We start from the raw sequence: 25473 nt of genomic DNA, 5'->3' as shown, positions 1-25473 counted from the left end.
GCGAGTCCTTCCGCATGAAACAGGCACGAACCCGGACAGGTGGACGCCTCACCAAGAAGTAGTCAACTACGAAGGCGTGGGGACCTCTATCCGGCCACCAGCGGCGACACGCACTCGGCCGTTGACACCTGGGTGTCGCTCAGTGTCGCGGAGCGTCACTTCGTATCGCTGTGGGCGGAATTCCCCCCACCGTCGTGTCGGGAAGTGATGATGGATGCCGTGCTGTATCGCGTACACGCGAGCAACCACCGAGCAACCATGTGGTCTTGACCATCACCATTATGTGCCGTTTGCCCTTTCTCGTCACGGCTTTGTGTCGTGATGAGGCCTTGACCTCGATGACTCACGAGGTGGTCGTCCCTCTTGATCGATGCCGGCTGATGGAGTTTTCTGCCTGATCGTCCTGTTCAATCCGGACGAGTGGCGCGTCAACCACCCGAGACGCTCGGGCGGACAGCGGTTCCACGGGCCGCGAGGGGGTCCCATCGCTCCTTTCCGGGATCGGCGGGAAGCGCTCGCACTGGTCAGGTGGGCGCTGGCAGAGCACACAGACGCTGCCAGCAGATCAGGAATGCGTTCTTCCATGGCCAGGTGACGCTGATCTTCAGGATCCGTCGGCGAGCGTGAGAAACCAGCCGGGCGGGCAGGTGCCAGAGGCAGTAGCGGAGGGTCTGCGGCTCAGCGCATACCAGCTCGGCATCGTCGTGCAGGCCGAGCAACCGGGTCCAGGCGTGCAGATCGGCGGCGAGATTGCAGGTCAGGACCCAGCCGACGTTGACATTCCACGTCTTGGACGGCAGGTTGCGCAGCCCCATCGCCTTGTTGCAGCGGACACGGTCCTCCACAGCGCGGCGCGTCCGTCCAGGCCGGTGAGCTCGGCCACCTGCGCGTGCGCGTGGACCTCGCCGTCCTGGCGGATGGCGGCCTGCCAGGCGGTCTCGGGCAGTTTGGCGATCGCGCTCTCATCGGTGCCGGTGATCTTCCAGCCGACGGTGAAACGGACCGCGCGCCGGGTGGTGTTCAGGCCCTTCATGTGTTCGACGAGCTCATGGGTGGCGCCCGCTCGTCGATCCGGATCCAGATCTTGGCTCGGAAGCTGTCGGGGATCTGCCTGATGGCTTCGGTGAGCACCCGCACGTGGTCGGCCACGGTGTTGGAGCCGGCCGATCCGGTGCGCAGCAGCATCGCCAGCGATTCATGCGTGTTGGCGCACCAGGCCGCCAACGGATGAAACCCATAGCCCTTCTTGAACGTCGCCGAAGCGCCCTGCTTATCGGAGTGTGCGGTGATCAGCGTGGCGTCCAGGTCGATCACGATCCAGCCGGTCAGCACCTTGCCGGCCACGCTCTACGCCAGGGGAATCCCGTCTCGGTCGCGGTGGCCAACTGCCACACGTGCCTCCGTACCCGCGCCCGAGCCCGGGCGATCCAGACCTGCAGCTGCTCCGACGTCCCGACGGGCTCCAACGCCCGCCGCACGGTGGAATCCGAGGGTGGCTTGCCGAAGAGCTGCTCCTGGTGAGCCAGCAGGGCGATCTGCCGCATGCTCCTGGCTCCCAGCGCGATCGCCACCGCGAGTTGTACCAGCACCACGCCCCGGTCCCATACCGGAGATCCGCCCAGCCGGGCGAACGGCGTCGCGGTGGTCGGCAACGAACTGGAAGCGGCTCACCAGTTCGTCTCGCCCGCGAAATATTTGGCAGCTTTGCGAAGAATGTCGTGCTCCAGCTCCAGCTCCCGGATCCGGGCTTTGAGCTGCTTGTTCTCGGCTTCCAGCACGTCGTCGGACGATAGCGGCCCGCTGGCCGGCTCCTTGACCGGCCCCTTCTTCTTGGCTCCGGCGGTGCCGTTCGCGCGGGCCTCACGCACCCACAGGCGCAGCGTCTCGGGGTGCACGCCCAGGCCCCGGCCGACCGACGCGTACGTCCGGCTCGGGTCAGACAGGTACAACGCGACGGCGTCCGCCTTGAACTCCGGCGGATACGACTTCATCGCCACGTGGAACTCCTTGCCTCCGGATGTCCATCATCCGGCACTCAAGGTGTCCACACTTCGGGGGGAGGGCCCGGGATCCTCGTAAGCACCCCCCCTGCTTCGTAGTTGCGAACGGGAACTCATCACAGTGTTCCCACTTCGTCTCGTCGGGCTCCCCTGTTGCGCACGAAAAGTGCTCAGTGTTCGCTGGAAGAAGTCCGCCTCGACGATCAGCAGCTTTTCGGCGATGTTCACCTGTGGCGTCATGTGCGTCACGTTCGGCAGCGGCAGCACGGTGTGCGGTCGGCCGGTCGCCGTGAGCGCTGACGAGAGCCGGAAGGTGTGGGCGGCGCTCACGTTGTCGTCGGCGAGCCCGTGGATGAGCATGAGGGGCCGGCGAAGTCGGGGTGCGTCGGCGATCAGGCTGGAACGATCGTAGGCTGCCGGGTCGTCAGCCGGGTGGCCGAGAAACCGTTCGCTCCAGTGAGTGTCGTAGAGCCTCTGGTCATAGACGCCGGCGCCGGCCACCGCGGCGTGAAACACCTCCGGTTCCCGCAGCACCGCGAGCGCGGCGAGAAATCCCCCGAACGACCAGCCGCGGATGCCGACCCGGCCCAGATCGAGGTCAGGATGGCGGTCGGCCGCCTCGTGCAGCGCGGTCACCTGGTCGGCCAGCGCTGTTGAGGCCCGATCGCCATAGATCGCCCTCTCCCAGCTCCAACCGCGGCCAGGAGTGCCGCGCCCATCCGCCACGATCACCGCGAATCCCTGATCGGCGAACCACTGCGACACGAGGAATCGATCGCGCGCGGCCTGCACGCGCTGTGCCGCGGGACCACCATAGGGATCCATCAGTACGGGCAACCGGCGGGAGCCGGGCACATGGCCGGCCGGAAAGAGCACTGCGGTGCGCAGCTCATGCTCGCCTGCTCGCAGTAGCTCGATCCGCGGCGTCAGCACAGGAGTCTCCGCAAAGGAGGTGATCGGTACCTCTTGCCCCTGGCTGCTATGCACGGTTATGTGGGCGCCGTGGTGGTCCAGCGACTCGGCGACGACAACGGTCGTCCCGCCGCGGCGATGGCCATGATGCACGCCGGGTCCGTCAGCGAACGGCAAAGAGCCGGTGTCGGGCGCGTAGGTCCACAGGCCGGTCTCCGTCGGTTCGGCGGACGCGGTGAACAGAACGGTCTCACCATCGGTCCCGAGGACTTCGCGGACGTTGAGGCCGGGTGGGGTGACCGGAACGTCGTCGATGAGCAGGCGCCGGGTGTCGTTCAGATCGGCCGTCCAGACCAGACGACCGCCTGCGGTGAGGGCGGGCACGCCTGGCACGATCTGGACCCAGCACGGGTCGGTGTCTTGCCTGCGTACTGCGGTGGCGCCGGTCTCAGGGTCGACGGAGAGCACACGCATCGTCTTCTGATCACGACTCTGCACGACCACCAGGGGTTCGGGCCTACTCCAGCACGCGGCGGTGACGTATTCGAACGCCCGGCGATCCCAGTCGACGGCCACCCGGCCACCGCTCACATCGATGATCCACAGTGACACGTCGGCATTGGCGGTTCCCGCGGCGGGGTAGGCGATCTCAACCGGCGGGCGCGCCGGGTCGGCCGGGTCGGCGATGTACCAGCGCTGTACTCGGGTGACATCGGCGCGGGCCACCAGCAGCCGGGCCCCGTCCGGGGCCCACCAGAACCCACGCTGCCGGCCCATGGATTCGGCGGCGACATGCTCCGGCAGACCGTACGTGACCTGCGAGCCCTCCGGCACCGCCAGCGCCTGGTCCGTCAGGCCCCGCGTGCTGATCGCTCGAAGCGCTCCACCGGACACGTAGGCGATGCTGGAGCCGGACGGATCGAGGCACGGGGCGACGGCGGGGCCATGCGCGGGAACAGGTTGGACCCGGCCATCGCCGTCGTCGAGGTCGGCAAGCCAGATCTGCCCGTCCAGAGCGTAGGCCACTCGCCGCACACGCTGATCGGTACTGTACGCCGTGATCCCCACACTCTGTTCGCGGGTGCGCTCCCGGCGTACCGCCTCGGCCTGGGACGGCTGCTCGTCCGTGCTCCCCGGATCGGCGATAAGGCGCTCGCGGCCGGAGGCGACGTCCATCTCCCACAGGCAGGTGACCGGATCTTGCCCGCCCCGAGTACGCAGGAAGACGACCCGGCCACCGTCGGGTGAAAGGGTGAACGAGCGCGGCTTGCCCAAGGTGAACCGGCGGGTGCGCGCGTATTGGAGGGGCAGGCTGGGGTTGTTCATCGGGACTCCTTCACGACGTCGGCCAGCCGGTCGGCGGCCTCCAGCGGGTCACGGTCGCCGAGCAGTTTCCAGCGCTGCAACATGAGCGGGACGTTGCCTTCGCGCCACAACCGGTCATGGAAGGCACGCAGGTCGAAGGCACTGCCACGGCCGCGCGCGCAGTCGGCTAGGAGCTCGACGATCTGTGCCCGGCCGATCGGGGGCTGCTCGCGGTGCCGATGGCGCAGGATCGTTTCGGCGGCGACTGCTTCGTCGGTACGGTGCCGGCCCAGCGCACGCAGCCTCTTCACCGGGTACGGCAGCAGCACGACCCGGTGCAGGGAGAAGGCGAACGACCGAGCACCGGCCGACGTGTCCTGACCGAACGATCCCAGACGGGCATTGAGCCAGTCGCCGAAGAGGGCCGGTGCCCGGACCGCAGCCTCGGTGAGGTTGGGTAGCTTCCTGGTGCTCGCGTTGCCGGACGTCACGCAGCAGCTCCATTTGCAGGCGGACGAGGGTTTCTCGTGGGCGAAGCGGGTTTGTCGTCCTGTCACCAGCCTGGGTACGAGCCACGTCGATGTGGTGGTGACACCGGCTCCCCGGGCGCACAGCACGACGTCCGATGGTGTTGCCCCCGCCGGGCGTTGGTTCTGATCGGCCAGGATGTGGCGGGCGGTTGTCAAGCTGGTGGTGCCGCACCGTCCCCTTGCCCCGCCACTTACAAGGAGACCCTCGCACCGCACATCGCCGCCGCCCGCGAGAAAGGCGCGGCCTACCTGTTCGAGTCATCGTGGAAGAAGCCGTACTCCGGCCACACCAGCCACACCTCGTTGGAGATCTACTTAAAGATCACTCTCGGGCCCGACCAGGAAACCTACGACGGGGTCATCGATCAGTTTTTTGTGTAGACGACCTTTCATACCTATCCACCTGCGGGGATGGCGCAGATGGCGGCTGGCAGGGCCGTCTTTTCGACGGGCCGAAACCCACCCCGCGCCCTGGACGCCTAGATCAGGAAATCCGGGCTCGCTGAAGCCCGAAAGCGGTGGGGCTCGTCCGGGAGCCGCAGGCGGGGGGTCAGAGCGGGTGGGCAGCTCGGAGGCGAAGGGCTCTTCCTTTTCGGACCCCTACACGCCCGGCTCGTCGTTCCAGTCGGGCACCGTCACCGTCCCCGAGACCCAGTCCCGCCGGAGGATCGCATAACCGATCGAGTCGTGGCATGTCCCCTCCGGGCTCGGCCACGCCTCCCGGTAATGCGACTCCTTCACATAGCCGCACTTGCGGAACACCGCCCGCATCGCCCGGTTGTCCTGACGCGTGCTCCCCTCGATCCGCGTGATCTCCGGGAACTCCTTGAACAGGTAAGAGGTCAGCCACGAGACGGCCGCCGTGCCGAGGCCGCGGCCGCGCCATGCCTTGGCCACGCGCAGGTCGAACATCGGGGTGTCGTCGGTGAGGTCCTGGAGGCGGACCAGGCCGGCCCGGCGGCCGTCGTCCGTGAGGATCCAGAATGTGCGGCTCTCCTCGTTGTCGTAGAGGCCGTCGACGGCGCGCTTTCTGGTCGCCTCCGCATCGGGAATGCCCGCGTGGAAGGGCCGCTCTTCGCCGGTCAGGAACTCGACGAGGCCCTCGGTGTCGGCAGGCGCGGAGAATCTGGAGAAGTCAATCTGCACGCATCCGATCGTGCTGACGGTACATACGGGACGTCAATCGATCAAATGACCGGCGCCGAGGGTGAGCTGCGGGCGTCCCGGGGTCGTGGCGCGCGCTGGTTGGCCCGCAACATCAGCCCGCTGGTGCGGCTGGCCAGGACCTTTGCGCGGGGGCGTCGCCAAGGTAGCGCCCGAGCTCTTCGAAGAGGAAGACCTTCCTGACGATCAGGATGATCGCCGCGAACACGCCGCCGATCAGGACCGCGATGACACCTTCCATGACGCGTGTTGCCGATCAGGACGGCAGCCGTCGGCACCAGGGTGATGGCCACCGCAAGGGCGTAGAACGCGAGTTCGTCGAGCATCTCGAAGAAGGAACCGATCAACTGAGCCCCAGTGGACGTCGTAGGCGGCCAGGCCGAGGTGGGCCGGTGCGCCACCGCAGTCGTAGCCGTGGTTGACGCGCATCGTGCGGGCGGCGCGAGGCGGCGCCGGGCGGCAGGGTGGGACGGCGGCAGCGGGCCTGGATCGAGGTCCCTCGTCGGTGGAGATCACATGGTCGTTGCCGGTGAGGGGTTGTCCGTTCCAGAGGCGTTGGCAGAGGCCGAGGACGCGGGCGGCCTTCGTGGCGAAGTCGGGGTCGTGGATGATGGTCCAGGAGGTGTGCTGCCAGGACTTGACCACGTCGGCGGTCAGGATCCCGGCGGACGGTTGAGGCGGAGATCGCCTCGGCTCGGGAAGATCACTTTCCGCGTTCGACCTGATCGTTCCCCGTCCAGGTGCCCGCATTACGCGCTTGCGGGGCTTCGCCGAGGCCCTGACATCACCTTTGCCGACGTGGCCGGGGTCGGCGTCGCGGGGCGGGGCGATCGATCACCACCCGCCCCGCCTCCGTCGGGCCCCTGTGTGGCCGGACGGATATGCCCGCGGTGGTCACGGCGCCGAGCCCCGCCATCAGCAGCAGCCCGCCCTCGATCCACAGCGCCGTGCCGATACCCTCCAGGTCAGCACTTGTGCGCGGCTGGACGCGCCGTCGCGGGTCGACCATCACCTCGATGACCGTGCCGACCTTGGCCTCGCACGCCGCACGATCCGGCTGAGTTTCGACCGGGAACTCGTCCATCCATTGATCGGCGAAGACGCCGCCCAGGATGTATGTGCAGCGCACGACGCGCTTGGCGTCGTCGACTTCCACCAGGGAGATCCGCGCCTGCTTGGGCATGCCGTACCAGTGCAGGTATGCCTGGTTTGCGTGGATGGCCGCGTTCCCGCCGAGGCCGATGCCGAGCAGCGTCGCCACGACGAAACATCCGATCAGGCGCGGCTTGACCGTCGGCTCCAGATTGACAGCGACCATCGTGGAAAGAAGGGGGGCGAGGATGAGGTTGGCGAATATGGCGACGAACAGTGCCAGAGACGACCAGTCCGTGTCGGCCGTCGCCGCGAACACCCCCGCGGTCGCGCCCAGCGGCAGCAGGCAGACCAGCAGAAAGGCGGCGCCGGCCGGTAAGGCAGGCGCAACGCCGTGCGGGAATCTCGCGGCCGTCCACGGTGACGTGTCAGTCTCTCGCACCACTTGGCTCCCACCGGAGGATCTCGCCTGACGCTGGATGCGGCACCGCGACGACGACCCGCGCCTTCCCGCAGGACCCGTATCAGGTCCGCCGCTACGACGGTGGCACCGCCACATCACCCTGGCCATGCTCGCACACGACTACCTCGCCGTCACCGCCGCTCATGCCCCAAAAGCACGTGCGGCCTGGTCTTCCTCGCCCCAGCCGAGATCCGCCGGCTCCTGGCACATCTGACCAGCGCCGCCATCGCTCCCTGGCATGGTCACACCACCGACGCGCCCACTGAGCCCGCGCCCGCAGCAGCCGCTACTGGGAACGATGGCTACGCCACAACAAGATCCAATTCTAGATCACGGAACATGACTGTGGCTTCAGCCAGGTTGTCTCCGCTGAGGATTGGGGTTCGGGCAATACAGCTTTCGCCATGTCACGCGGGCCTCCTGGCGCACCACCCGCAGCGTCTCGGTCTGACCGCCAGGTTCCTGACATGCTCTGGTCCCGTCAGCGTTTCCCATCAAGGTGAATCATCAGGCCCGGGAACCTCCTTCCGCGTCCCTTCCGGCTGCGCCGGAGATACGCCAGAGCGCCTCATGGCGCGCTGAAAGCCGTAGGTCTCACTCTGTCCATCCGGCCACAGTCCGCCGAGCATCTGGGTCAGCCCCACTCGATCGGCGATCTTGTGCAGCAGGACCGCGCCCGCGTGACCGGCCAGCCCTTTTCTGTCGGCGGTGACAGACGACCGGCGTCCCACCCGATACACTCACTCACCGGAAAGGCGCACCTGCTCCTGCCGCGGATATGGCTTCGACATCCGAATCCTCGCAGTTCTGGAGCACCAGCTACGCCCCGGTTGAATGGCTGAGGTCGATGCGGTCGTCCAGGCGGCTCATGAACCGGTAGTTGCGACGTGGCTCCTCGGCGATCAGGGCAAGGACGCCCCGGCGCAGCTCACAGGGGCCGATGCGCCGGGTGCGGCCGAACCGTCCCCAGGCCCGGCGCACGAGCACGCCATAGAAACACGGTCCCGGACACGTCTGAACAGGGCGAGACCCCCGCCTCAAGGAGACTCGTGCATCCCGACCAGCAACGCGACTTCGCCGACTTCGTGGCCGCCCGCTCGGACAGCCTGATCAGGCTCGCGTACGTCCTCACCAACGACCAGCATGCCGCCGAGGACCTCCTGCAGAGCGCGTTGGCCAAGACGGCCGGCCGCTGGCGGAGGATCCGCGGCAATCCGGAGATGTATGTGCGCCGGGTGATGTACCACGAACAGGTGGACCGGTGGCGGAGCCCGGGGTGGGGCAGGGAACGCGTGATGGACGCCGTGCCCGAGCGGGCGACCGGGGACCGGACCGCCGAGGTCGACAACCGCATCACCCTCGACCAGGCGTTACGTGCGCTGCCTGTGCGCAAACGGGCGGTGCTGGTGCTGCGCTATTACGAAGATCTCCCGGAGTCGGAGGTGGCCAAGATCATGGGTTGCTCGGTCGGCACCGTACGCAGCCAGACGCATCAGGCGATCGCCCGGCTCCGCGAGCTGGTCGGCGAACCCGTCGCCCTGGAGGCCTGACATGACGACCGTCAACGAGCGCACTATCGCCGAGGGACTGCGCCGCATGGCCGACGAGGCCCTCCCGGTGAACGCCTCGGCCTACGCCGCCCGCGCGACCGCCCGATCGGCGCGCCGCCGCCTGTCGTGGTCCCTCGCCGCCATCGCCACGCTGGCCGCGGGGCTCGGCTTCTTCTTCCCTCTTGACGGGGCGCAGATGACCGCGAAGGTCGCCGAGCCGCCGGTCCGTGAGCTGCCGCCGAACACCCCCGAGCAGCTCCGGCTGGTGCGTGAGTGCATGCCCGCCGGCGGCCCGTCCGTCAACGTCAACCCCGACCGGCGCAACCCGGCACACGGCACGGTGCGGGATTTCCGTGTCTTGGCGGAATACCGGGACAAGAACGGCTCCAGCGCCCTTGTGGGCAGCGCCAAGGGCTTCGTTCTGTGCACGCCGACGAAAGAGTTGCCGGAGCCCCCGGTCTTCACCTACTGGGGCAACAAGGTGCCGGGGGACGTGGCCGGGTTCCCCGGCAAGCTGAGCGTGGACGTCTATGCGACGCACTACTGGTATCGGGAGAACCCGCCGCCCCATGACAATTACGTGCGCATTGTCGCCGGCCGAGTCGCTCTCGACGTGCGGCGGGTGACGATCGCATGGTCCCCCGGCGAGCGTACGGACGCCGTTGTGAGCAACGGCTTCTTCATCGCCAGGACGCTGACCAAGACCGTCTCCCGCAAGAGCAGGAACAGCGGTGAACCGGAGCGTTTCGTCGACACCCCGCCCGTCACCGTGACCGCCTACGATGCGGCAGGCCGGATCGCGGGCCGTAACGAGAGCGTGGGGTTCGGCTGGCGTGGCCCAGGAAGTCTCGGATGAGCGGGACGATCTTGTCCAGGTTGATTGCCAACGTCCAGGTGAGCATAGGGCTCGGTGGTCGCATGATCCGGTCAGGCCGACCCGTGCTCTCCCGCGCACGAGGCGGGACGGGGAAGACCGTCGGTACCTGATCCCGCGTCGGCCCCTACAGGCTGACATACGCCCCATCGCGACACATCCGTCATATGACGGGTGTGTCAACAAGAAGGTCCGGACAGGCGTAGTGAAGCGGGCACTCGCTCCGGAACCTGCCAAGACACCCCAGGCGGGGAGAGCTGGGCCGTTCTGTGTCGCCTTCTCTGTGGTGTTCGTCGGTTCGTCGCTCTTGGGCTTGTTGATCCAGGCGGGACCGGGACGCTGAGATCATCCGGACGGTGCTGCGCAAGGCAGGGCGTCAGGGGAAGACCGTTCCAGGTCGCGTGCGCCGACGACGCTGAGGCGTCCGCAGAGGAGCTCAGGCCAGGGGTGGAACCGCGTCGGTACGCAGGATGGGGTACATCGCGTAGAGGGTGTCCCAGGAGGGGTGCCTGCGTACGAAGAACTCACGGCGTGCTTCGGGGTTGGCCGCGAAGGCCGGGTCTTCGGCCAGTCTGTGCTGGAACTCAGCGGCGAGCGCCGGGTCTTGCTTCAGCATGCGCCGGGCGAAGATTTCGGTGACGTAGGGTTCGACGTATTCCTTGAACTCGTAGTGGCTGTTGAAGAACCCCCAGGCCGCGAGCGAGTCGGGTGCCTGCGGTTCCAGCAGCGTCATCACCAGGCGTGCGCCGGGCTGCTCGATCGGCACGAACAAGCTGCCCGCGGGCAACGGCTGCGACTCGACACGCCATTCGCCCTGGAGGGCGAGCTGCGTCCGTCCTTCGAACGGGATCGGTGAGAACTGCATGCCGGTGGCGCGGAACGCTTCGGTCCTCAGCTGGCCGGCGTCCTTGTCGAGGGCATGGAAGACGAGCCCGTGAAGGGCGAGGGTGTCCGCGGCCATCGCCGCGTACTCCCTTGGCACGAGGTAGCCGCCACGTGGTGCGCGTACACGGACTTTCGGCAGGACCTTGCCATAGAAGGGGACACGCCAGATCTGCGGGGTGGCGGGGTCGTAGACGGTGACCGGTTCGCCGGAGATCGGTGAGAGGTCGCGGGTGTAGGCGTAGCCGCGAAAGTCGATGGTGGCCGTCGGGTGCTGGTCGATCGCGATGTCCAGTACGACCTCTCCGCCGCCCAGTCGGGCGGCGCGCTGATCTGCTTCCGCCACGGCCGCGCGCCATGGGGTGCCGTACGAGGCGACGATCTCGACCAGGCCGATGATCGCGTTGCGGCTGACGCGGGTCCGGGTGGCGTAGTCCTTCCAGGAGTGGGTCTCCACCAGCACGGTGAACCGGTTTCTGGCCGGGAAGTAGCCGGTGGAGTAGCGCGGGGTGTAGGCGGTGACCTGGAAGCCGGAGGCGGGGTCGTCGAGCACGATGGGGTCGGGGTAGAAGGGCAGCGCCAGCGAGCCTTGCGCGTCGAGTCTGCCGATCAGCGCGTCGCGCAGGGCGGTGCCGAGAGGATGGAGGTGGGGATCACCGAGGTGGATGGGCTCGACCTGGATGGAGACGTCGGGTTCGAAGTCGGCTCCGTCCGTGGCGTGCAGGTCGGCAGCGACGAGCGGGTCGAAATCGCATACCAGCGCCAGCAGGGCTCGCATCTCGGGAGCGTCGGCCTTGGTGTAGTCGCGGTTGAGGTCGAGGTTGTGCGCGGTGGCGCGCCAGCCGGTCTCGTCCGGGCCGATCTGGTTGGGACGGTTCCAGCGGCCCGTCCGCTCGTGGCCGTCGGCGTTGAAGGCAGGCACGAACAGGACCGCGACATGCTCCAGCGGATCTCCCTGGGGCGGAAGGGTCTCGATGGGTGATCCGCCCGCCGGGCCGGTCAGCGGGTAACCGCCGAGGAGTTCGCGCAGCGCGGCGAAACCCGCGTCTTTGCCGTCGCTTTCACCCGGATGGATACCGGCCTGCACCAGCAGCACCGGGATGCCGCGTTCTCTCAGGGCGCCTGGTGTGAACGCGCCGCTGCGCGTAACCAGCAGGGCGCGCAGCGGGCGTCCCTGTGCCGAGTGGCCGAAGACGAAGCTGCGCACCTGCTCGGGCCAGCGTTCGGCGAAGGCCGCACACAGGGTCTCGACTTCTTCCAGCCGCCCGGTCAGGCGGAACTGCGACTGCTCGGCAAGGGTGTGCAGGTTCATCAACGGCTCTCTGACGTGTCAAAACAGATCATGGCAGTATGAGCGACGACGCGCTCCCCACGACCAAGATTCCAGCCGGCTCGGGCTCCGGCTGGGCAGTGGTTTGAACTGGCGCTGCTTGGCGCTTGTCCTTCCGGCCCACGCGGGTGCGTGGTTTGCACGCCCCAGCCCGCACGCCCGGTCTGAGTTGTGCGTGCTCCGACCAGGGGCACCCAGCGGCGCGGAACTGCGCCATGTCCTGCCCTACCTCCGCATGATCGCCTGGGCGAGCCGGGACCGATGCCGGGGGTCTCGTCCAACCGCTCCGACCCGGAGTCTGTACGCTGCGGCGGCCGTCCCGCCGTTGCGCCCCCGAGGTCGCCGCCATGCTCGGGATTCTCGCCGACCCCATCGCTCAGCCGGGCCTCCTGGAGCGAGACCCGTCGGTAGAGCGCGTGTCATGCACTGCCCTGAGATGCGTGATCGGGTGACGGCCGTCAGGCGGGCGCCGGTTCGAACGCCGCCGCATGGTCGGCGGCCCACTGGGAGTAGGTGATCGCCGGTCGGCCGGTGACCTTCTCGACGGTCGGCAGCACCGGCGCGGTCTTGCCGGACCGGGCGGCCAGGAGATCGAGGAGGGAGTCGGCCGCCGGCACCGGCATTCCGTGCGACAGCAGCCGCTCCCGGAACTCCTCATGGGGCGACTCCTCGAACCGCAACGGCAGCCCGATCGTCTCCCCGATGATGCGCACCCGCTCGACCTCGGTCAGCGACTGCGGCCCGGTCAACACGTACGCCTGGTCGGCCCGCTCATCGAGCAGCGCGCGGGCGGCGACCGCGGCGATGTCGCGCGGATCCACCGGGGCCGTGGCGGCGATGCCGTACGCCCCCCTGTACGACGCCGCTCTGGCGGATCTCATGGGCCCACGCGAGGTCATTGGTCATGAACGCCTCGGGGCGCACGAACGTGTGGGCCAGCCCGGACGCGGCGACCGTCCGCTCGGCCTCCAGGTGCAGGCCGCCGATCCACCCCGGTGCGGGATACGTGACGGCCGAGGAGGACAGCAGCACGACATGCCGCAGCCCGGCCTGCCGGCCCGCCTCCAGGAAAGCGCCGACCGCGTCGAACACGGGGAACAGGAACGCGCGCCCGGCACCGGACAGCGCCGCCGGCAGGGTGTCCGGCCGTGTCAGGTCGCGGGCACCACCTCGACCCCGTCGGGGAACGAACGGCCGCTGGGGTCCCGGGTCATCACGCGTACTTTCTCGCCGGCATCGACCAGCTGACTCACCAGAGCGGAGCCGACGTTTCCGGTGCCGCCGGTTACCAGGATCACGTTGGAGATCTCCTTCTTTCCGCGCGCCGCCCATGGGCGCGTGGGCTTCGTACGATCGGATCCGGCCGCCCTGCCCGCTGACAGGCCTCCGGCGGGGGCCGCTGATCCGGCTGAACCCGGATACCCGGCACAAGCGCTCTGCCGTGTGTTCGCGTGTCCATGACCGCCCCACTCAACGGCATCTGCGTCGTATCCGCATCTGTCATCCGACCGGTCTCCCGGCGCGGCCGGCCTTCTGCGGGCACCCCCGCCGGGGCTGCGCCACCCTCTCCGCCCCAGCGTACGGCGGTGATCCCGGCCTCTTCCCAGCCCGGAGCGCAGCGCTGAAATCTCTTCCCGCAGCGATCACCGCGAGGCTGTCGCATTCCTGCAATGTCATGAACCTGCCAGCACTCCACTCTACCTTGAGCGATCGGCCCCGCTATAGGACGGAGTGGGGACCTCCCCGGTTGAGCCTGTCAAGGAGGCAGTCCGTGAAAAAGATGATCACCTTGGGGATCACGGCCGCGCTCGTGGCGCTGTCGTCCGCGGCGCCCGCCGTCGCCGACGACCCCGCGGCCGGCGTCGACGGTCGCGGCGGCCGGCACCAGCCGCGTTGTGAGACGGTCACCGGCGACGGGTCGGTGACGTTCACCCGCGACGAGGGCAAGACGATCATGGCGACCAGCCAGGCGTTGAAGCCGGTCGTCTACACGACCGGGCTCGTCGCGCTCGACCGTCCGGGCCGCCTGCTCGCCATGTCGAACAACACGTTACTGACCTCGAAGGACGCCGGTTGCACCTGGACTCGGGTGGGCGAGGTGAACGGCTGGTACATCCGGCTGACCGCGGCCCGCGGCGGCCGGGCCTACGCGTGGGACAACCAGGGCGCCATCTCGCTGGTCACCCCCGGCGGCGTCACGCCGCTGACCTCGCCGACGAGCGAGGTGGCCGGGCTGGGCGCCGATCCGCTGCACCGCGACCGCCTGCGGGTGATGGACGGCGACGGGCAGCTGCGCGAGTCACGCGATGGCGGGCGCACCTGGGAGCCGGTCGGCACGCCCGCCTTCCAGGGCGGCGAGCCGCAGCGGATCTACACCGCGGTCTTCCACCCGGACGACCTGGACCACGTGGTGCTGGGCACCGTGTGGGAGGGCATCCGCGTCACCTACGACGGTGGGCGGACGTGGACCCGATCCACCGGTCTGGGAGAGCCCGGGGAGAAGGTCAACGTGTTCAGCGCGACGATCTCCCCGGCCGCGCCGAACGTCGTGTACGCCATGGGCATCAACCTGAAGGAATCGCACGAGCAGGTGCCGTCCGACGGTCGGCACATCTACCGCTCCCTCGACGGCGGAGCGACCTTCGCCCCGATCGTGGACCAGACCAGCGCCATCACCCTCCCCAACGGGCCGGAGATGGCCGCCCACCCGGCGGACCCGGGCGTGCTCTACTTCGTGTGGGGCACCGGCTGGCAGGGCATCGGCACCGACGTCTACCGCTACGACGCCCGTACCGGTCAGGTCACCACCACCCACAACGCCTACGACCGGGTCACCTCGATGGCGTTCAACCCGACGGACCCGCGCGTGATGTACCTGGGCGTCGCCGAGGAGGTCTGACCCTCCCCGGTACGGTGACGCCATGGAAGCGATCCGCCTGGCCGTCTATCGTTCTTTCGCCGAAACGGGCCGAGCGCCCACTGTTGACGATCTGGCCGTCTCCCTGCCGCGCGAGCAGGTGATCGAGGCGCTCGACCGGCTCGGTGCCGGCCGCGACCTCGTCATGCGCGACGGCCGGATCGTCATGGCGCACCCGTTCTCCGCAGTGCCGCTCGGCTTCTCCGTGATGGGGCAGAGCACGCTGTGGTGGGGCGGCTGCGCCTGGGACTCCTTCGCGCTGCCCCACCTGCTCAGCGCGGAGGGCGAGGTCCTCGTCGCCACCCGCTGCCCGAACTGCGCGGCGCCCCACGCCTGGGCGGTGGGGCGCGAGGCACCCCCGGAGGGCGAGCAGGTGGCGCACTTCCTCGTGCCCGTCGCCCGCATGTGGGACAACGTGCTCCACACGTGCGCGAACCAGCGGTTGTTCTGCGGGCCGGACTGCGTGGAGGTGTGGCTGAGCCGTACAGGCCATGACCGCGGATACGTCATGGACCTGACGACGCTGTGGCGGCTGGCCCACGGCTGGTACGCGGGCCGGCTCGACCCCGGCTACCAGCGCCGCGACCCGGCGGCCAGCGCCGAGTATTTCGCGAGGTTGGGGTTGACCGGGCCCTTCTGGCAGGCGCGGACAACCTGACGACCCGGCCCCGGTGGAGAAACTTAGTAATCGGTACCGTATCGTTTACTGAGTCATCGACACCGTTTCTCATCGCAGCCGCCGGGCGCACCGGGCTGGCGCTCCGCGCTGCGCGGCGTCCCCGTACGGCTCGTGGACGCCGCCGACGGTCCCGCCACCACCTCATGCGCGCTGGTCCTGGAGCCACGTGGCGTGCTGCGCCTCCACGTCGGGCAGGCCGTCGCGCACCAGCCGACGCCTGGTGGGGGCCACCCAGAACGACAGCGGCGTCACGGCCATCGTCCAGGCGGTGGATGGCACCGAGCAGCGGCTCGACGCCGACTGGCTGATCGGCTGTGGCGGCGCCCACAGCACGGTACGCAAGCTCGCGGGCATCGGCTTTCCGGCCGCAAAGTCATGGAACGCCTGCTCATGGTCGACGTACGGGCCAAGTGGCCGCTGGACAGGAACGGCAGCACCACCTGGATGGAGGCCGGCCACATGCTGTCGGTCACCGCGCTGCCGGACGACACCTGGCGGGTCTTCACCGAACCACCGTCTGACCTGCCGGACGGCCTGTCCGACGAGGAGATCACCGAGCGCGTGCTGAGCGAGTTCTCCCGCCGCAGCGGGATGGGCCGCGAATTGGTCACGGAGTTCTGCTGGGTCTCGGAGTTACGCATCCGCCGCCGGCCGGCCGACGCCTACGGCAACGGCCGGATCCTGATTGCGGGCGACGCGGCGCACATCCAGAGCCCGTCCGGCGGCCAGACAGAACACCGGCCTGGGCGACGCGGAGAACCTGGCGTGGGAGCTTGTGCTCGTGGCGCTGGGCCGCGCCGACTGCCGCCTGCTGGACACTTACGAGGGCGAGCGGCGTCCGCTGGCCCAGAAGGTGCTGTGGGCCACCAGCACCGCGGTCGACATCATGCTGCCGTCCACCCGCGGCAAACGCCTGGTTCGTGACAAGTTCGTGGTGCCGGTCCTGCGCCTGCCGCTGTCCAGCGCAAGCTGTGGTTGGGCACCTCCCAACTCGGCATCAGCCACCGGCACGGGCCGCTCGTGCCCTGGGGCTCGCGCCGGTGGACGCCCGGCCCGCGCCCGGGGGACCGCATGCCGGATCTTCGGTGCCTCGGTCGGAAGGGACCACCCCAAACCTCCCGCACGTCACGGGTCATGGCGGCCCCCTTTCCTGTCGGTGCTGTCGTTTGACCCAACGTCGGAACCCTGTAGTGCTCTAAAAGTTGTCGCAGGGCGCTTGACCTGCAGATCGACGTGATGCGGTGGTACGGGCAAGATCGGTTCTTGTGTCTCTCCGTCTCATGTATCTGGTCGTGATCCGGGTGTTCGGCTGGCTGATCCTCCTGGGCCGAAGTGAGGCGGCCAAGGATGCCGAGATCATGGTGCTCCGGCATGAGGTGACGGTGCTGCGGCGTCAGGTCGCCCGGCCGAAGCCGGACTGGGCCGATCGAGCGATCCTGGCCGCGCTGGCACGGCTCTTGCCGCCCGGGTTGCGGGCTCATCGACTCATGACGCCGGGCACACTGCCGGCCGGGCACCGTCGGCTGCTCCGACTCGGCTACCGGATCAGCGAAGCGACCGTACGCCGAATCCTCCGGGATTAGCGATTCAGGCCGACTCCCCGAGTCGTCGACACCTCATGGAGGGTCTTCCTGCGCGCCCAGGCCGAAGGGCTGCTGGCCGTCGCCTTCTTCCATGTCGACGCGATCTCCTTGAGGCGCCGGTACGTGCTGTTCGTGATGGAAGTCGCCACCCGGCATGTGCACATCCTGGTGTGACCGCCAGCCCACCGGTGCCTGAACGGCTCAGCAGGTTCGCAACCCGCTCATGGACCTCGGTGACCGGATCAGATCCTTCCGCTTCCTCATCAGCGACCGAGAAGTTCACCACTGTCTTCGACGAGGTCTTCGCCGGCGCGGACGTGACGGTGGTGAAGACCCCGTCACGCACGTCGCGGGCCAGCTGCTACGCCGAACGGTGGGTACGTACTGTGCGGGCCGAGTGCACCGACCGCATGCCGATCTACAACGAACAGCACCTGCGGTCGGTGCTCGGTGACCACGTCGATCACCACAACGGCCATCGGCCGCACCAGTCCCGTCGTGCCGCTGGAAGGTCGGGTCCAACGCCGGAGGGTGCTCGGCTGCTTGATCACCGAGTCTCACCGAGCCGCGTGGCCACTGCAGAGAATCCCCAGTTCAAGCCCTATGTGATGGGTTCTGAAGCGGTACAGGAATGGATGCCCGGTCAGTTGACGGACACATAAGTCCCCGATTGGGGACTTATATTGATGCGACAGAGCGATCAAGGAGGATTCATGTACGCGATGATCTGGCGCTACGACACCGGCACCGGTTCCTTCGACGAGATGATCAAACAGGTGGATCGTGAGTTCGCGGACCGTATTCCGGAGGAAGTCGGCAGCGTGCTATGCCGCGGTCAACACGGGAGAAGGGACTGCGCTGACGGTCACCTTCTTCCCTGACGCCGAGGCGGCGACCAGGGCCGAGGCGACCGTGACCGGGGTGCAGCAGAGCCTGGCCGACAGGTTCGGGGTCAGCCCGATCGAGGTGCATCGGGGAGAGGTGCTGGTCAGCCGGGCCAACGAGGCGGTCACCGTGCCGATCAGGTTCGCCGGCTGAGCGAGACCACCCCGCCGGAGGGCCGGCCGGGGGCCCGCCGGTGACCGGTCGAGCGGCAGATGCGCCGCCCGGCCCCGGCTTCCTACGGTTTATCCGTCGATGTACAACGAGAAGCGAAAAGGGGGCGGCCATGACGCCGAAAGAGGTGGTGCGGGCGCATTCCACCGCGAAGACCAGCGGTGACGTGCCCGGTTGCCTGGAGTGGTGCCACGAGGACGTCGTGTTCGAGACCGTCGCCTTCCAGTCGGCCTCGCACGGCAAGCGGGAGGCCCAGCAGCAGTTCACCGCGTTCCTGGGGGCGTTTCCCGACTACGCGGTGCAGATGGACGAGTTCGTGGAGATCGACGACCTGGTGATGGCGGTGGGCACGATCACCGGGACGATGCGCGGCCCGCTGGCTGGCATCGAGCCCACCGGCGCCGCGTTCGAGCTGCCGTACGTGTGCCTTTGGTACGTCCGCGACGAGCTGATCGCCACAGAACGCTTCTTCTACGACTTCAACCAGATGTGGGAACAGCTCGGCGTGCCCACGGACGACGCCGCGGCCCGATTCGCCGCCTGGCGCGATCGAGCGAACGCCACGGTGAGCTGACTCCGGCCTCCGCGGCCCGCACACCCGCTGCGGGACACCGGCTGTACCCGGTCCTGAGGGATTCACCGGGTGCAGCCGGTTTTCGTGGTAGGTCGGGTCACTGGCAGAACATCTAGCCCCGGTCGAACATCGAGTTCAGCGTGTCGAACATCCCTTCCGGGTCGGCCTTGAGCTGCTGGGAGAGACCCACGAGGATCTCTTCGGCGCCCGCTTCGAGGCCGGTGACGGTCTCGGTCACGAATTCGGCGACCCGCATGCCGCCGTGCGTGGCGGTGAGGTCGTCTCGCAGGTCGCTGCCGAGTTCGGTGTCCACCGCTGGTGGTGCGACCTCTACTACCCGGATTCCGAGTTTCTTCAGCTGCTCGCGCATAGAGATCGTCAGGGAGTGTATGGCGGCCTTGGTGGCGCTGTAGAAGGCCACCGTGACCAGCGGTGCAAACGCCAGTGCCGACGTGATGTTGACGACGGTGGCACCCGGCTTCCCGGCCAGCTGCCCGGCGAGCAGTGAAGTGAGGTGGGTGGGTGCGATCACGTTGACGTCGGTCTCCGCCCGCAGCCGCGCTGGGTCGATCGGCCGGGAAACGTCGGACCTCAGCTGGATCCCGGCGTTGTTGACCACCATGTCAAGGCTCGGGAACTCCTTTGTCAGCTGGTCGGCCAACTGCTGCCGCTGGCCGTCGAGGGCCAGATCACACTGATGTACGGCTATGCCCGGATGTCGCTCGCGCAGCTCCGTCAGCCGATCCGTGCGCCGGCCGCAGACGATCACGGTGTTGCCGCGCCGGTCGAGTTCCACGGCCAGTGCCCGCCCGATGCCGCTGGTGCCGCCGGTGATCAGAACCGTTCTTCCCCGCAATTCCGTCCTCATGATGCTCAACGAAACGTCACCGGCTCGATGTGGCGCATCTGTCATCCGACGGGAGCCGCCCAAGAACGGATCGCGCGGAACGAGCTCTCGCCATGCACGGCGACGATCACGAAAGTGGCCGGATTCGCGGGCAAGTCGGCAGGCACCGATCTGTCGTTTGGCGTCATGGTCGGCTCCGCTTGCTTGGCATGTCAAGCCGCGACCACATTCCGAACCGTTTCGTTCGGTACGACTGAGAAGGTGACACGCACGGAAGGGAGAACGGACTGGTCACCCGCCGCGTCACTTGGCGGATTCGGAAAATTGCCGGCATTTCTAGCGTTCGAAGTGCCGAGATGCTTCTGACCGAGGAACCCGGCGAAAGATCGGCTTCATCCCAAAGGAGGAACCCATGAAGCCATGGACACGCTGGCAGGACTGGACCAACATCGCGGTCGGCCTGTACCTGGCGCTGGCGCCCGTCTGGACGGACACCGACTCCGGTGCGGCGACGGCTCTGGTGATGATGGGGGTGCTGATCGTCTGCACAGCGCTGTGGGCGCTGGCGCAACCCTCGTCGGCGGTCAGCCAGTGGACCAACGTCATCTGGGCGGTGCTGGCGATCGCCGCGCCGTGGGTCATTTCCTTCACCGGGCTCGCCGCCGCTGCCTGGACCGCCTGGGTGGGCGGGATCCTGGTCGGCTGCCTGGCGCTGTGGGCCCTGCCCGCGACCAGGAGGCCGACCGGCCCCCCGGCCGTCCAGCCGCGGCACTGACCGCCGTCACCGACAAGCCCGGGCACCGCGCCCGGGCTTTCTCGTATGGTCGCGTCGCCGCCGGTCGGCTGACGGATTCGGTGGCCGCCGCGCCTGAAGAGGCAGTGGCCGCGGGCGCCGGGCTCGCGTCGCGCGGCCGCATGCCGAAATTCGAGGCCGGCCTGCCTCGCGGAGGTTGCGGCGTGACGGGCCGGCCGCCTCAGGAGGAGGTATCGATGACGGATTCGGCGCCGAGGTGATCGTGGTCGGGGCCGGGCCGACCGGCCTGCTGCTCGCCGGTGATCTGGCACGTGCGGGCATCGACGTGACAGCTGTTCGGCAGCTTCGACCTCGACCTGACCCGGTTGCCGACCAGGTTCCCCTCCCTGCTGTCCACGCCGCAGTACAACACGGAACGGGTATTGGAAGAACGGGGCAGGCGGCTCGGCGCCCGCATCGAGCGCGGCGCCGGGGTCGTCGGGCTGAGCCAGGACCGTGACTCGGTCGAGGTGCGCCTGCGGTCGGGGGAGGCGGTGCACGTGAGGTACGTCGTGGGCACCGACGGCGTGCGGAACGCCGTACGTAAGGCCCTCGACCTGCCGTACGTGGGGCACTCGGCGATCCGGTCCGTGATGATCGCCGACGTCAAGGTCACCGAGGCCCCCGAGCGGGATCTGGTCGTGCAGATCTGCCGGGAGGGCTTCTCTTTCTTCGCCTCCTTCAGCGACGGCTGGTACCGGTGATCGCGTGGGACCGGCGGTACGAGGTCCCCGAGGACACCCCGCTCGAGCCGGCCGAGGTGCGGGAGATCACCAGGACTGCCTTCGGCATGCACGACGGCCGCTGGGTGTCCAGGTTTCACAGCGACGAGCGCCAGGCGCCCGACGACCGGGTCAGCCTGCCGTACCTGCCGTGGCCGTCGAACCAGTGGCCGGTCAGCAGCCCGGTGGCGTTGTCGCACCCCCGGAGCCGGACCGCCTCAAAGCTGCCCAGTGGTCCGCTGGCCGACGTGGACGGCGAGTTCGAGCGGAGCTTTGGAGACGGGCGGTGCCACGTTCGGCCTGTCGGGCACGAGCGCGCGGGAGAAGCTGCTCCAGGTCACCGCGCACGACATCTGCCTGGCCAACGTCGGGCTCGCGTTCAAGATGCACATCCAGGCGATGAACATGCACGGCGTCTCCTATGGCGACATGCTCGCGCTGATCCGCTTCGTGGCCCCGTACGCCGGCTATCCGGCCGCGGCCAGCTCGCTGGAGGCATTGCGGCGATACGGCGCCGAGCTGGGGCTCAAGGTCGCCGCCGACGTCGACCCGGAACGGAGCGGCGAGGAGCGGGCCGAAGCCGTGGTGCCGGTGGCCGACCGGTGGCTGGGGGAGTTTCTCGCCTCTCGCCTCGGCCGGGCCTGGACCGAGGATCGGCTGTCCGCGCGCGAGCGCGCGTTCGTCGCGCTGACCGCGCATGTCACGCTCGGCGAGCTGGGCCCGTCGTTCCGCCGGCACGTCGAGCTGGCGCTGGCCGCCGCGAGCGTGGACGAGGTCCGCGACGCGGTGCGCTTCACCGGTGAGATGGGCGTCACCAGGGCAGTCGCCGCGCTGGAGGCTCTGGAAGCCGTCCTCGCCGCTCAGGGCTGACGGCCGGATGCTGGGTCGCTCAGGGGTGATGGCCCGGGCGCCGGGCGGGAGCCTCGGTTCCCGCCCCAGCCCGCCGCCGGGCTAGCGGCTCGGTGGCTGCCGGCTTGGGGCCCGGCCGGTGAGATAGCGCTGCAGGGTCGGGGCGACCCAGTCGGCGAGCTGGTCGGGGCCGGCGGCGACGAAGGGCTCGGCGCGTACGGCGTAGCGGGTGATGACCAGGCCGACGAGCTGGCTGGCCGTCAGCGTCGCGCGCAGCTCGGGGTGGTCCATGCCGAGCGTCCGGATGAGCTTGACGAGGAAGTCTGCCGCGAGGAACTCCCTGACCTGGGCCGCGGCGTGCTCGTTCGTGGCGGCGGAGCGGATGATGCCGAGCAGCGGCCCGGGCGCGTCGACGTCGCCGAGCAGGCTGAGGACGTAGCCGAGCAGCCGGCGGCCGAGGGTGCCGCGCGGGCCGTCGAGCAGGGTGACGATCGCGCGGTCCGGCTGGAAGACCTCGGCGACGACCGCGCTGAAGAGCTGCTCCATGCCGCCGAAGAACCGGCGCACCAGCGCCGGGTCCACACCCGCGTCCGCGGCGACCTGCCGCATGCTCGTCCCGTCGTAACCGTGGGAGCTGAACGAGGCCGCCGCGGCGGCCACGATCTCCTGCCTGGTGGTGGATGTCCCCGGCCGACGTCCAGTCTTACGCATTGCCTGCCTCCTCGGTCGCGATTGTATCCCCTTTATGAGACTTAAAAGTCATCAGCAAGAGACTTAATCGAGTGATGAGGAGGCCTGATCGAGAGCCTCTGTTCCATGACTGACGACTTGCGCCGAAAGCCGCGCCGCCGGGGCGAGAAACTCAAAATAACCATTATTCAGGTGCTGCTCGCCGAACTGGCCGAACACGGGTATGCGCGATTCACCGTCGAAGGCGTCGTGGTGCGCGCGGACCGGAAAGGCGTTGATCTACCGGCACTGATCTACGCCCCCTTCCTGTCCGGCGTCACGGTCCCGGCCGAGGAACTGGTCACCCAGCTCGTGGACGAGGTCATACTCCCGCTCTTCCGAGCGGGTCGTGATCGCGCCGGTCAGGACTCGCCCGCCGGGCTGACCGTCACCGGCACGCCGTTGAGCACGGAGGTGCCGCCGAGCCTGTCGACGACCATCGGGTCGGTCAGATCGTTGGCGCTCGCGCCGCCGACCTCGCGGGCCACGGCCAGCCGTACGTCTTCGAAGACGTGCCCGAAGCCGTGCGGCAGGCTCACCACGCCGGGCATGAGGTCGTCGCTGCCGGCGACCGGGACCGTCACTTCCCCCGGCCACGACTGGACGCGCGCCAGGTCGCCTTCGCTGAGCCCGCGCGCTTCCATGTCGGCAGGGTTCATCAGCAGATGGTGCCGCGCGCGGCCCTTCGTCAGCCGGGCCGAGTTGTGCAGCCACGAGTTCGCGTCCCGCAGGTGCCGCCGGCCGATCAGCAGCAGTCGCGTGGTCGCCGGCCGCGGGGTGAGCAGTTCGGTTCTGGCCCGTTCGATGTCGTCGAGTACGAGCGCGGGCGCGGCGTTGATCCGCTGGTCCGGGGTTTGCAGCCGGCCGGGCAGGCTGGGCTTCAGCGGGCCCAGGTCGAGGCCGTGCGGGTGGTCGCCGAGCCCGGCCAGGGTCAGGTCGTACGGCCCGGCGGCCAGCCCGAGGTCTACGATCCGGGCCGGTGGCACCCGTGGCCCGGAATCCCCGAGCCGCTCGGCCAGCCCGCTGAAGATCTCCCAGTCGTCGAGCGCGCCGGTCGGCTTGGGAAGGACGGCGGGCGTGTAGCGGGCGGTGTCTCTGATGCCGAAGAGCCTGAAGATCAAGTCGTAGTGATCTCGTTCGAGGACGTGGGTAGGCGGAAGGATCACATCCGCGTGCCTGGTCGTCTCGTTGATGTAGAAGTCGACGCCGGCCATGAATTCCAGCTTGGCCAGCGCCGCCGACAGGACATGCCCGCCGGGCGTCGACAGTACCGGGTTGCCCGAGACCGTCAACAGCGCGCGTACCCGTCCCGTACCGGGTGTGGTGATCTCCTCGGCGAGGGCCGCCACCGGGAACTCGCCGGCGAACTCCGGTAGTCCACGCACCCGGCTGCGCCACCGGTCGTAGCCACCCGCGTCGATCTGCCCGCCACCGACGAGGTCGAGCGCCGGCGTGGACATCAGGGTGCCGCCTGGGCGGTCGAGGTTCCCGGTGATCAGGTTGAGCAGCTGGATGCCCCACTGGCACAACGCGCCGAACCGCTGGGTGGAGACGCCCACCCTTCCGTAGCACGCCGCCGAATCGGCCGCCGCGAACTCCAGGGCCAGCCGGCGGATCGTATCGGCGGCCACCCCGGTGATCTGCGCGGCGCGCTCCGGCGTGAAGTCCTCCAGCGCGCGGCGTACCTGCTCCAGGCCGTCCACGTAGGCGGCCGGCCGGACCGGCCCCCGTGCGAGGATCACCTGGGCCATCGCGAGGATCAGCGCGGCGTCGGTGCCGGGCCGGACGAAATGGTGCTCGTCGGCGCGCTTCGCCGTCTCGGTGCGCCGCGGGTCGAACACCACCATCCGGCCACCGCGCTCGCGTAGCGCGCGAAGCCGCCGGGAGATGTCCGGCGCGGACATCAGACTGCCGTTGGAGACCACGGGATTCGCCCCGAATACCAGGAAGAACGACGTGCGGTCGAGGTCAGGCACCGGGTGCAGCCACTGGTGACCGTAGAGGAGGTAGGACGTGAGCTGGCTGGGCAGGTTGTCGACCGACGTGGCGGAGAACCGGTTACGCGTCCGGAGCAGCCGGACCAGCCGCATGACGTGCGTCATCGCCCCCAGGCTGTGCAGCACCGGGTTGCCGAGAAACGTCGCCACCGCGTCCGCGCCGTGCTCGTCCCTGATCTCGGCGAGCCGGTCCGCGACCAGATCCAGCGCCTCGTCCCAGGAGATCTCCGCCCAGCCGGAGGACGTGCGCCGGACCGGGCTCCTGAGCCGGTCCGGATCGTTGTGCACATCCTGCAGGGCGACGGCCTTCGGACAGATGTGCCCGCGGGACAGCGGGTCCTCCACGTCTCCGCGGATCCCGGTGACGCGATCCCCGGCGAGGCCGACGCGCAGGCCGCACATCGCCTCACAGAGATTGCAGGTGGCCAACCGGCTGACTGTGTCCGGCGCGTTGTCGTTCGGCATCGTCGACCTCTCCGGGGCTTTCCAAGGGCATGGTGGAAACTCGATATGCCCGCAGGTTCGCAGGAGGGCCCGTAGCGCCTAATCCGCCAAACGACCGGTTCACGCTCGCAGCTGGGCGAGCGCGGCGTCCAGTACGGCCGGGGCGTCCAGCTCCGGATCG

The 25473-nt window shown here is 68.7% G+C and carries 29 protein-coding genes and 6 pseudogenes; 18 read left to right on the top strand and 17 right to left on the bottom strand.

The window, feature by feature from the left end; all coding sequences use genetic code 11:
* Positions 1-524 precede the first annotated feature (524 nt).
* From ACTWPV_RS48910 to ACTWPV_RS48875, 8 genes and pseudogenes are all read right to left on the bottom strand, one after another.
* Entirely contained in the window at positions 525-815 is a 291-nt protein-coding gene (locus tag ACTWPV_RS48910) for a transposase (RefSeq protein ID WP_443157091.1), read from the bottom strand.
* Positions 758-1033: a hypothetical protein gene (locus tag ACTWPV_RS48905; protein ID WP_443157090.1), complete on the bottom strand. Its 276-nt coding sequence runs from the start codon at positions 1031-1033 to the stop codon at positions 758-760. The genes ACTWPV_RS48910 and ACTWPV_RS48905 overlap by 58 nt, the downstream gene beginning before the upstream one ends.
* On the bottom strand, positions 1030-1344 hold the full coding sequence (locus ACTWPV_RS48900) for a transposase (protein ID WP_443157089.1): 315 nt from the start codon (positions 1342-1344) through the stop codon (positions 1030-1032). Before ACTWPV_RS48900 ends, ACTWPV_RS48905 begins: the two co-directional genes overlap by 4 nt.
* Positions 1326-1652 carry a hypothetical protein gene (locus ACTWPV_RS48895; protein ID WP_443157088.1) on the bottom strand — a complete coding sequence of 109 codons (327 nt, stop codon included), beginning with the start codon at positions 1650-1652 and terminating at the stop codon, positions 1326-1328. Before ACTWPV_RS48895 ends, ACTWPV_RS48900 begins: the two co-directional genes overlap by 19 nt.
* Positions 1653-1667: 15 nt before the next feature.
* On the bottom strand, positions 1668-1991 hold the full coding sequence (locus ACTWPV_RS48890; RefSeq protein WP_443157092.1) for a transposase: 324 nt from the start codon (positions 1989-1991) through the stop codon (positions 1668-1670).
* Positions 1936-2175: pseudogene (locus ACTWPV_RS48885) on the bottom strand (NucA/NucB deoxyribonuclease domain-containing protein); the annotation flags it as partial. The pseudogene ACTWPV_RS48885 and the gene ACTWPV_RS48890, both read right to left, overlap by 56 nt.
* An 8-nt stretch (positions 2176-2183) precedes the next feature.
* A pseudogene (locus ACTWPV_RS48880) lies at positions 2184-4088 on the bottom strand (prolyl oligopeptidase family serine peptidase); the annotation flags it as partial.
* A 146-nt stretch (positions 4089-4234) separates the two neighbouring features.
* A complete protein-coding gene (locus tag ACTWPV_RS48875; protein ID WP_443157087.1) occupies positions 4235-4708 on the bottom strand; it encodes a hypothetical protein in 474 nt (157 codons plus the stop codon).
* A gap of 156 nt (positions 4709-4864) precedes the next feature.
* Here ACTWPV_RS48875 and ACTWPV_RS48870 point away from each other — a divergent pair, with 156 nt between their 5' ends.
* Positions 4865-5128: a hypothetical protein gene (locus ACTWPV_RS48870; protein WP_443157086.1), complete on the top strand. Its 264-nt coding sequence runs from the start codon at positions 4865-4867 to the stop codon at positions 5126-5128.
* Between the two features lie 219 nt (positions 5129-5347).
* Here ACTWPV_RS48870 and ACTWPV_RS48865 read toward each other — a convergent pair whose 3' ends face one another.
* The 3 genes from ACTWPV_RS48865 to ACTWPV_RS48855 all read right to left on the bottom strand — a co-directional run bounded on the left by ACTWPV_RS48865 (position 5348) and on the right by ACTWPV_RS48855 (position 7445).
* The gene (locus ACTWPV_RS48865) at positions 5348-5893 is read right to left on the bottom strand and encodes a GNAT family N-acetyltransferase (RefSeq protein ID WP_443157085.1); all 546 of its coding nucleotides are present in this window, start codon (positions 5891-5893) and stop codon (positions 5348-5350) included.
* 112 nt (positions 5894-6005) lie between these two features.
* The gene (locus tag ACTWPV_RS48860) at positions 6006-6152 is read right to left on the bottom strand and encodes a hypothetical protein (RefSeq protein ID WP_443157084.1); all 147 of its coding nucleotides are present in this window, start codon (positions 6150-6152) and stop codon (positions 6006-6008) included.
* A 543-nt stretch (positions 6153-6695) separates the two neighbouring features.
* Positions 6696-7445: a hypothetical protein gene (locus tag ACTWPV_RS48855; RefSeq protein ID WP_443157083.1), complete on the bottom strand. Its 750-nt coding sequence runs from the start codon at positions 7443-7445 to the stop codon at positions 6696-6698.
* A gap of 74 nt (positions 7446-7519) precedes the next feature.
* Between ACTWPV_RS48855 and ACTWPV_RS48850 the strand changes: the two are divergent.
* The 3 genes and pseudogenes from ACTWPV_RS48850 to ACTWPV_RS48840 all read left to right on the top strand — a co-directional run.
* Positions 7520-7680 (top strand): annotated as a pseudogene (locus tag ACTWPV_RS48850) (IS701 family transposase); the annotation flags it as partial.
* 835 nt (positions 7681-8515) lie between these two features.
* A complete protein-coding gene (locus tag ACTWPV_RS48845; RefSeq protein ID WP_443157082.1) occupies positions 8516-9016 on the top strand; it encodes a SigE family RNA polymerase sigma factor in 501 nt (166 codons plus the stop codon).
* A gap of 1 nt (position 9017) precedes the next feature.
* Positions 9018-9872, top strand: a complete 855-nt coding sequence (locus ACTWPV_RS48840) for a hypothetical protein (RefSeq protein WP_443157081.1) — start codon at positions 9018-9020, stop codon at positions 9870-9872.
* A 454-nt stretch (positions 9873-10326) separates the two neighbouring features.
* On the opposite strand, the gene ACTWPV_RS48835 is transcribed toward ACTWPV_RS48840, so the two are convergent.
* The 3 genes from ACTWPV_RS48835 to ACTWPV_RS48825 all read right to left on the bottom strand — a co-directional run bounded on the left by ACTWPV_RS48835 (position 10327) and on the right by ACTWPV_RS48825 (position 13400).
* Positions 10327-12084, bottom strand: a complete 1758-nt coding sequence (locus tag ACTWPV_RS48835; protein ID WP_443157080.1) for a M14 family zinc carboxypeptidase — start codon at positions 12082-12084, stop codon at positions 10327-10329.
* A 476-nt stretch (positions 12085-12560) separates the two neighbouring features.
* On the bottom strand, positions 12561-12983 hold the full coding sequence (locus ACTWPV_RS48830) for a hypothetical protein (RefSeq protein WP_443157079.1): 423 nt from the start codon (positions 12981-12983) through the stop codon (positions 12561-12563).
* A gap of 270 nt (positions 12984-13253) precedes the next feature.
* Positions 13254-13400, bottom strand: a complete 147-nt coding sequence (locus tag ACTWPV_RS48825) for an NmrA family NAD(P)-binding protein (protein ID WP_443157078.1) — start codon at positions 13398-13400, stop codon at positions 13254-13256.
* Between the two features lie 473 nt (positions 13401-13873).
* Between ACTWPV_RS48825 and ACTWPV_RS48820 the strand changes: the two genes are divergently transcribed.
* From ACTWPV_RS48820 to ACTWPV_RS48775, 10 genes and pseudogenes are all read left to right on the top strand, one after another.
* Positions 13874-15001, top strand: coding sequence for a WD40/YVTN/BNR-like repeat-containing protein (locus tag ACTWPV_RS48820; protein ID WP_443157077.1), 1128 nt, complete (start codon positions 13874-13876; stop codon positions 14999-15001).
* 22 nt (positions 15002-15023) lie between these two features.
* Positions 15024-15677, top strand: coding sequence for an organomercurial lyase (gene merB, locus ACTWPV_RS48815; RefSeq protein ID WP_443157076.1), 654 nt, complete (start codon positions 15024-15026; stop codon positions 15675-15677).
* A gap of 187 nt (positions 15678-15864) precedes the next feature.
* Positions 15865-16014: pseudogene (locus ACTWPV_RS48810) on the top strand (FAD-dependent monooxygenase); the annotation flags it as partial.
* A gap of 59 nt (positions 16015-16073) precedes the next feature.
* Positions 16074-16415: pseudogene (locus ACTWPV_RS48805) on the top strand (FAD-dependent monooxygenase); the annotation flags it as partial.
* A gap of 58 nt (positions 16416-16473) precedes the next feature.
* On the top strand, positions 16474-16935 hold the full coding sequence (locus ACTWPV_RS48800) for a hypothetical protein (RefSeq protein ID WP_443157075.1): 462 nt from the start codon (positions 16474-16476) through the stop codon (positions 16933-16935).
* 43 nt (positions 16936-16978) lie between these two features.
* The gene (locus ACTWPV_RS48795; protein WP_443157074.1) at positions 16979-17281 is read left to right on the top strand and encodes a hypothetical protein; all 303 of its coding nucleotides are present in this window, start codon (positions 16979-16981) and stop codon (positions 17279-17281) included.
* 233 nt (positions 17282-17514) lie between these two features.
* Positions 17515-17943 carry an integrase core domain-containing protein gene (locus tag ACTWPV_RS48790; RefSeq protein ID WP_443157073.1) on the top strand — a complete coding sequence of 143 codons (429 nt, stop codon included), beginning with the start codon at positions 17515-17517 and terminating at the stop codon, positions 17941-17943.
* Between the two features lie 51 nt (positions 17944-17994).
* Positions 17995-18162 carry a hypothetical protein gene (locus tag ACTWPV_RS48785; protein ID WP_443157072.1) on the top strand — a complete coding sequence of 56 codons (168 nt, stop codon included), beginning with the start codon at positions 17995-17997 and terminating at the stop codon, positions 18160-18162.
* 31 nt (positions 18163-18193) lie between these two features.
* The gene (locus ACTWPV_RS48780; RefSeq protein ID WP_443157071.1) at positions 18194-18319 is read left to right on the top strand and encodes a hypothetical protein; all 126 of its coding nucleotides are present in this window, start codon (positions 18194-18196) and stop codon (positions 18317-18319) included.
* Between the two features lie 130 nt (positions 18320-18449).
* Positions 18450-18911, top strand: coding sequence for an ester cyclase (locus ACTWPV_RS48775; protein ID WP_443156956.1), 462 nt, complete (start codon positions 18450-18452; stop codon positions 18909-18911).
* A gap of 112 nt (positions 18912-19023) precedes the next feature.
* On the opposite strand, the gene ACTWPV_RS48770 is transcribed toward ACTWPV_RS48775, so the two are convergent.
* Positions 19024-19974 (bottom strand): SDR family oxidoreductase, encoded by a 951-nt coding sequence (locus ACTWPV_RS48770; RefSeq protein WP_443157070.1) that lies wholly within the window; start codon positions 19972-19974, stop codon positions 19024-19026.
* A gap of 196 nt (positions 19975-20170) precedes the next feature.
* Between ACTWPV_RS48770 and ACTWPV_RS48765 the strand changes: the two genes are divergently transcribed.
* The 4 genes and pseudogenes from ACTWPV_RS48765 (at position 20171) to ACTWPV_RS48750 (ending at position 22143) form a co-directional block, all read left to right on the top strand.
* Positions 20171-20533, top strand: a complete 363-nt coding sequence (locus tag ACTWPV_RS48765; RefSeq protein WP_443157069.1) for an SPW repeat protein — start codon at positions 20171-20173, stop codon at positions 20531-20533.
* A gap of 235 nt (positions 20534-20768) precedes the next feature.
* Positions 20769-20849, top strand: a pseudogene (locus ACTWPV_RS48760) (FAD-dependent monooxygenase); the annotation flags it as partial.
* A 28-nt stretch (positions 20850-20877) separates the two neighbouring features.
* Positions 20878-21255 carry an FAD-dependent monooxygenase gene (locus tag ACTWPV_RS48755; protein ID WP_443157068.1) on the top strand — a complete coding sequence of 126 codons (378 nt, stop codon included), beginning with the start codon at positions 20878-20880 and terminating at the stop codon, positions 21253-21255.
* Between the two features lie 291 nt (positions 21256-21546).
* The gene (locus tag ACTWPV_RS48750; RefSeq protein ID WP_443157067.1) at positions 21547-22143 is read left to right on the top strand and encodes a hypothetical protein; all 597 of its coding nucleotides are present in this window, start codon (positions 21547-21549) and stop codon (positions 22141-22143) included.
* A gap of 81 nt (positions 22144-22224) precedes the next feature.
* Here the strand turns inward: ACTWPV_RS48750 and ACTWPV_RS48745 are convergent, their stop codons facing one another.
* Together ACTWPV_RS48745 and ACTWPV_RS48740 are read right to left on the bottom strand one after the other, a co-directional pair.
* Positions 22225-22833, bottom strand: coding sequence for a TetR/AcrR family transcriptional regulator (locus ACTWPV_RS48745; protein ID WP_443157066.1), 609 nt, complete (start codon positions 22831-22833; stop codon positions 22225-22227).
* Positions 22834-23213: 380 nt separating this feature from the next.
* Positions 23214-25277 carry a molybdopterin-dependent oxidoreductase gene (locus tag ACTWPV_RS48740; RefSeq protein ID WP_443157065.1) on the bottom strand — a complete coding sequence of 688 codons (2064 nt, stop codon included), beginning with the start codon at positions 25275-25277 and terminating at the stop codon, positions 23214-23216.
* Positions 25278-25473 lie beyond the last annotated feature (196 nt).

Source organism: Nonomuraea sp. KM88 (assembly GCF_052245635.1).
Taxonomy (GTDB): Bacteria; Actinomycetota; Actinomycetes; order Streptosporangiales; family Streptosporangiaceae; genus Nonomuraea.
Note: the sequence above shows the minus strand (reverse complement) of the source record. Positions and strands in the feature narration are given on the sequence as shown.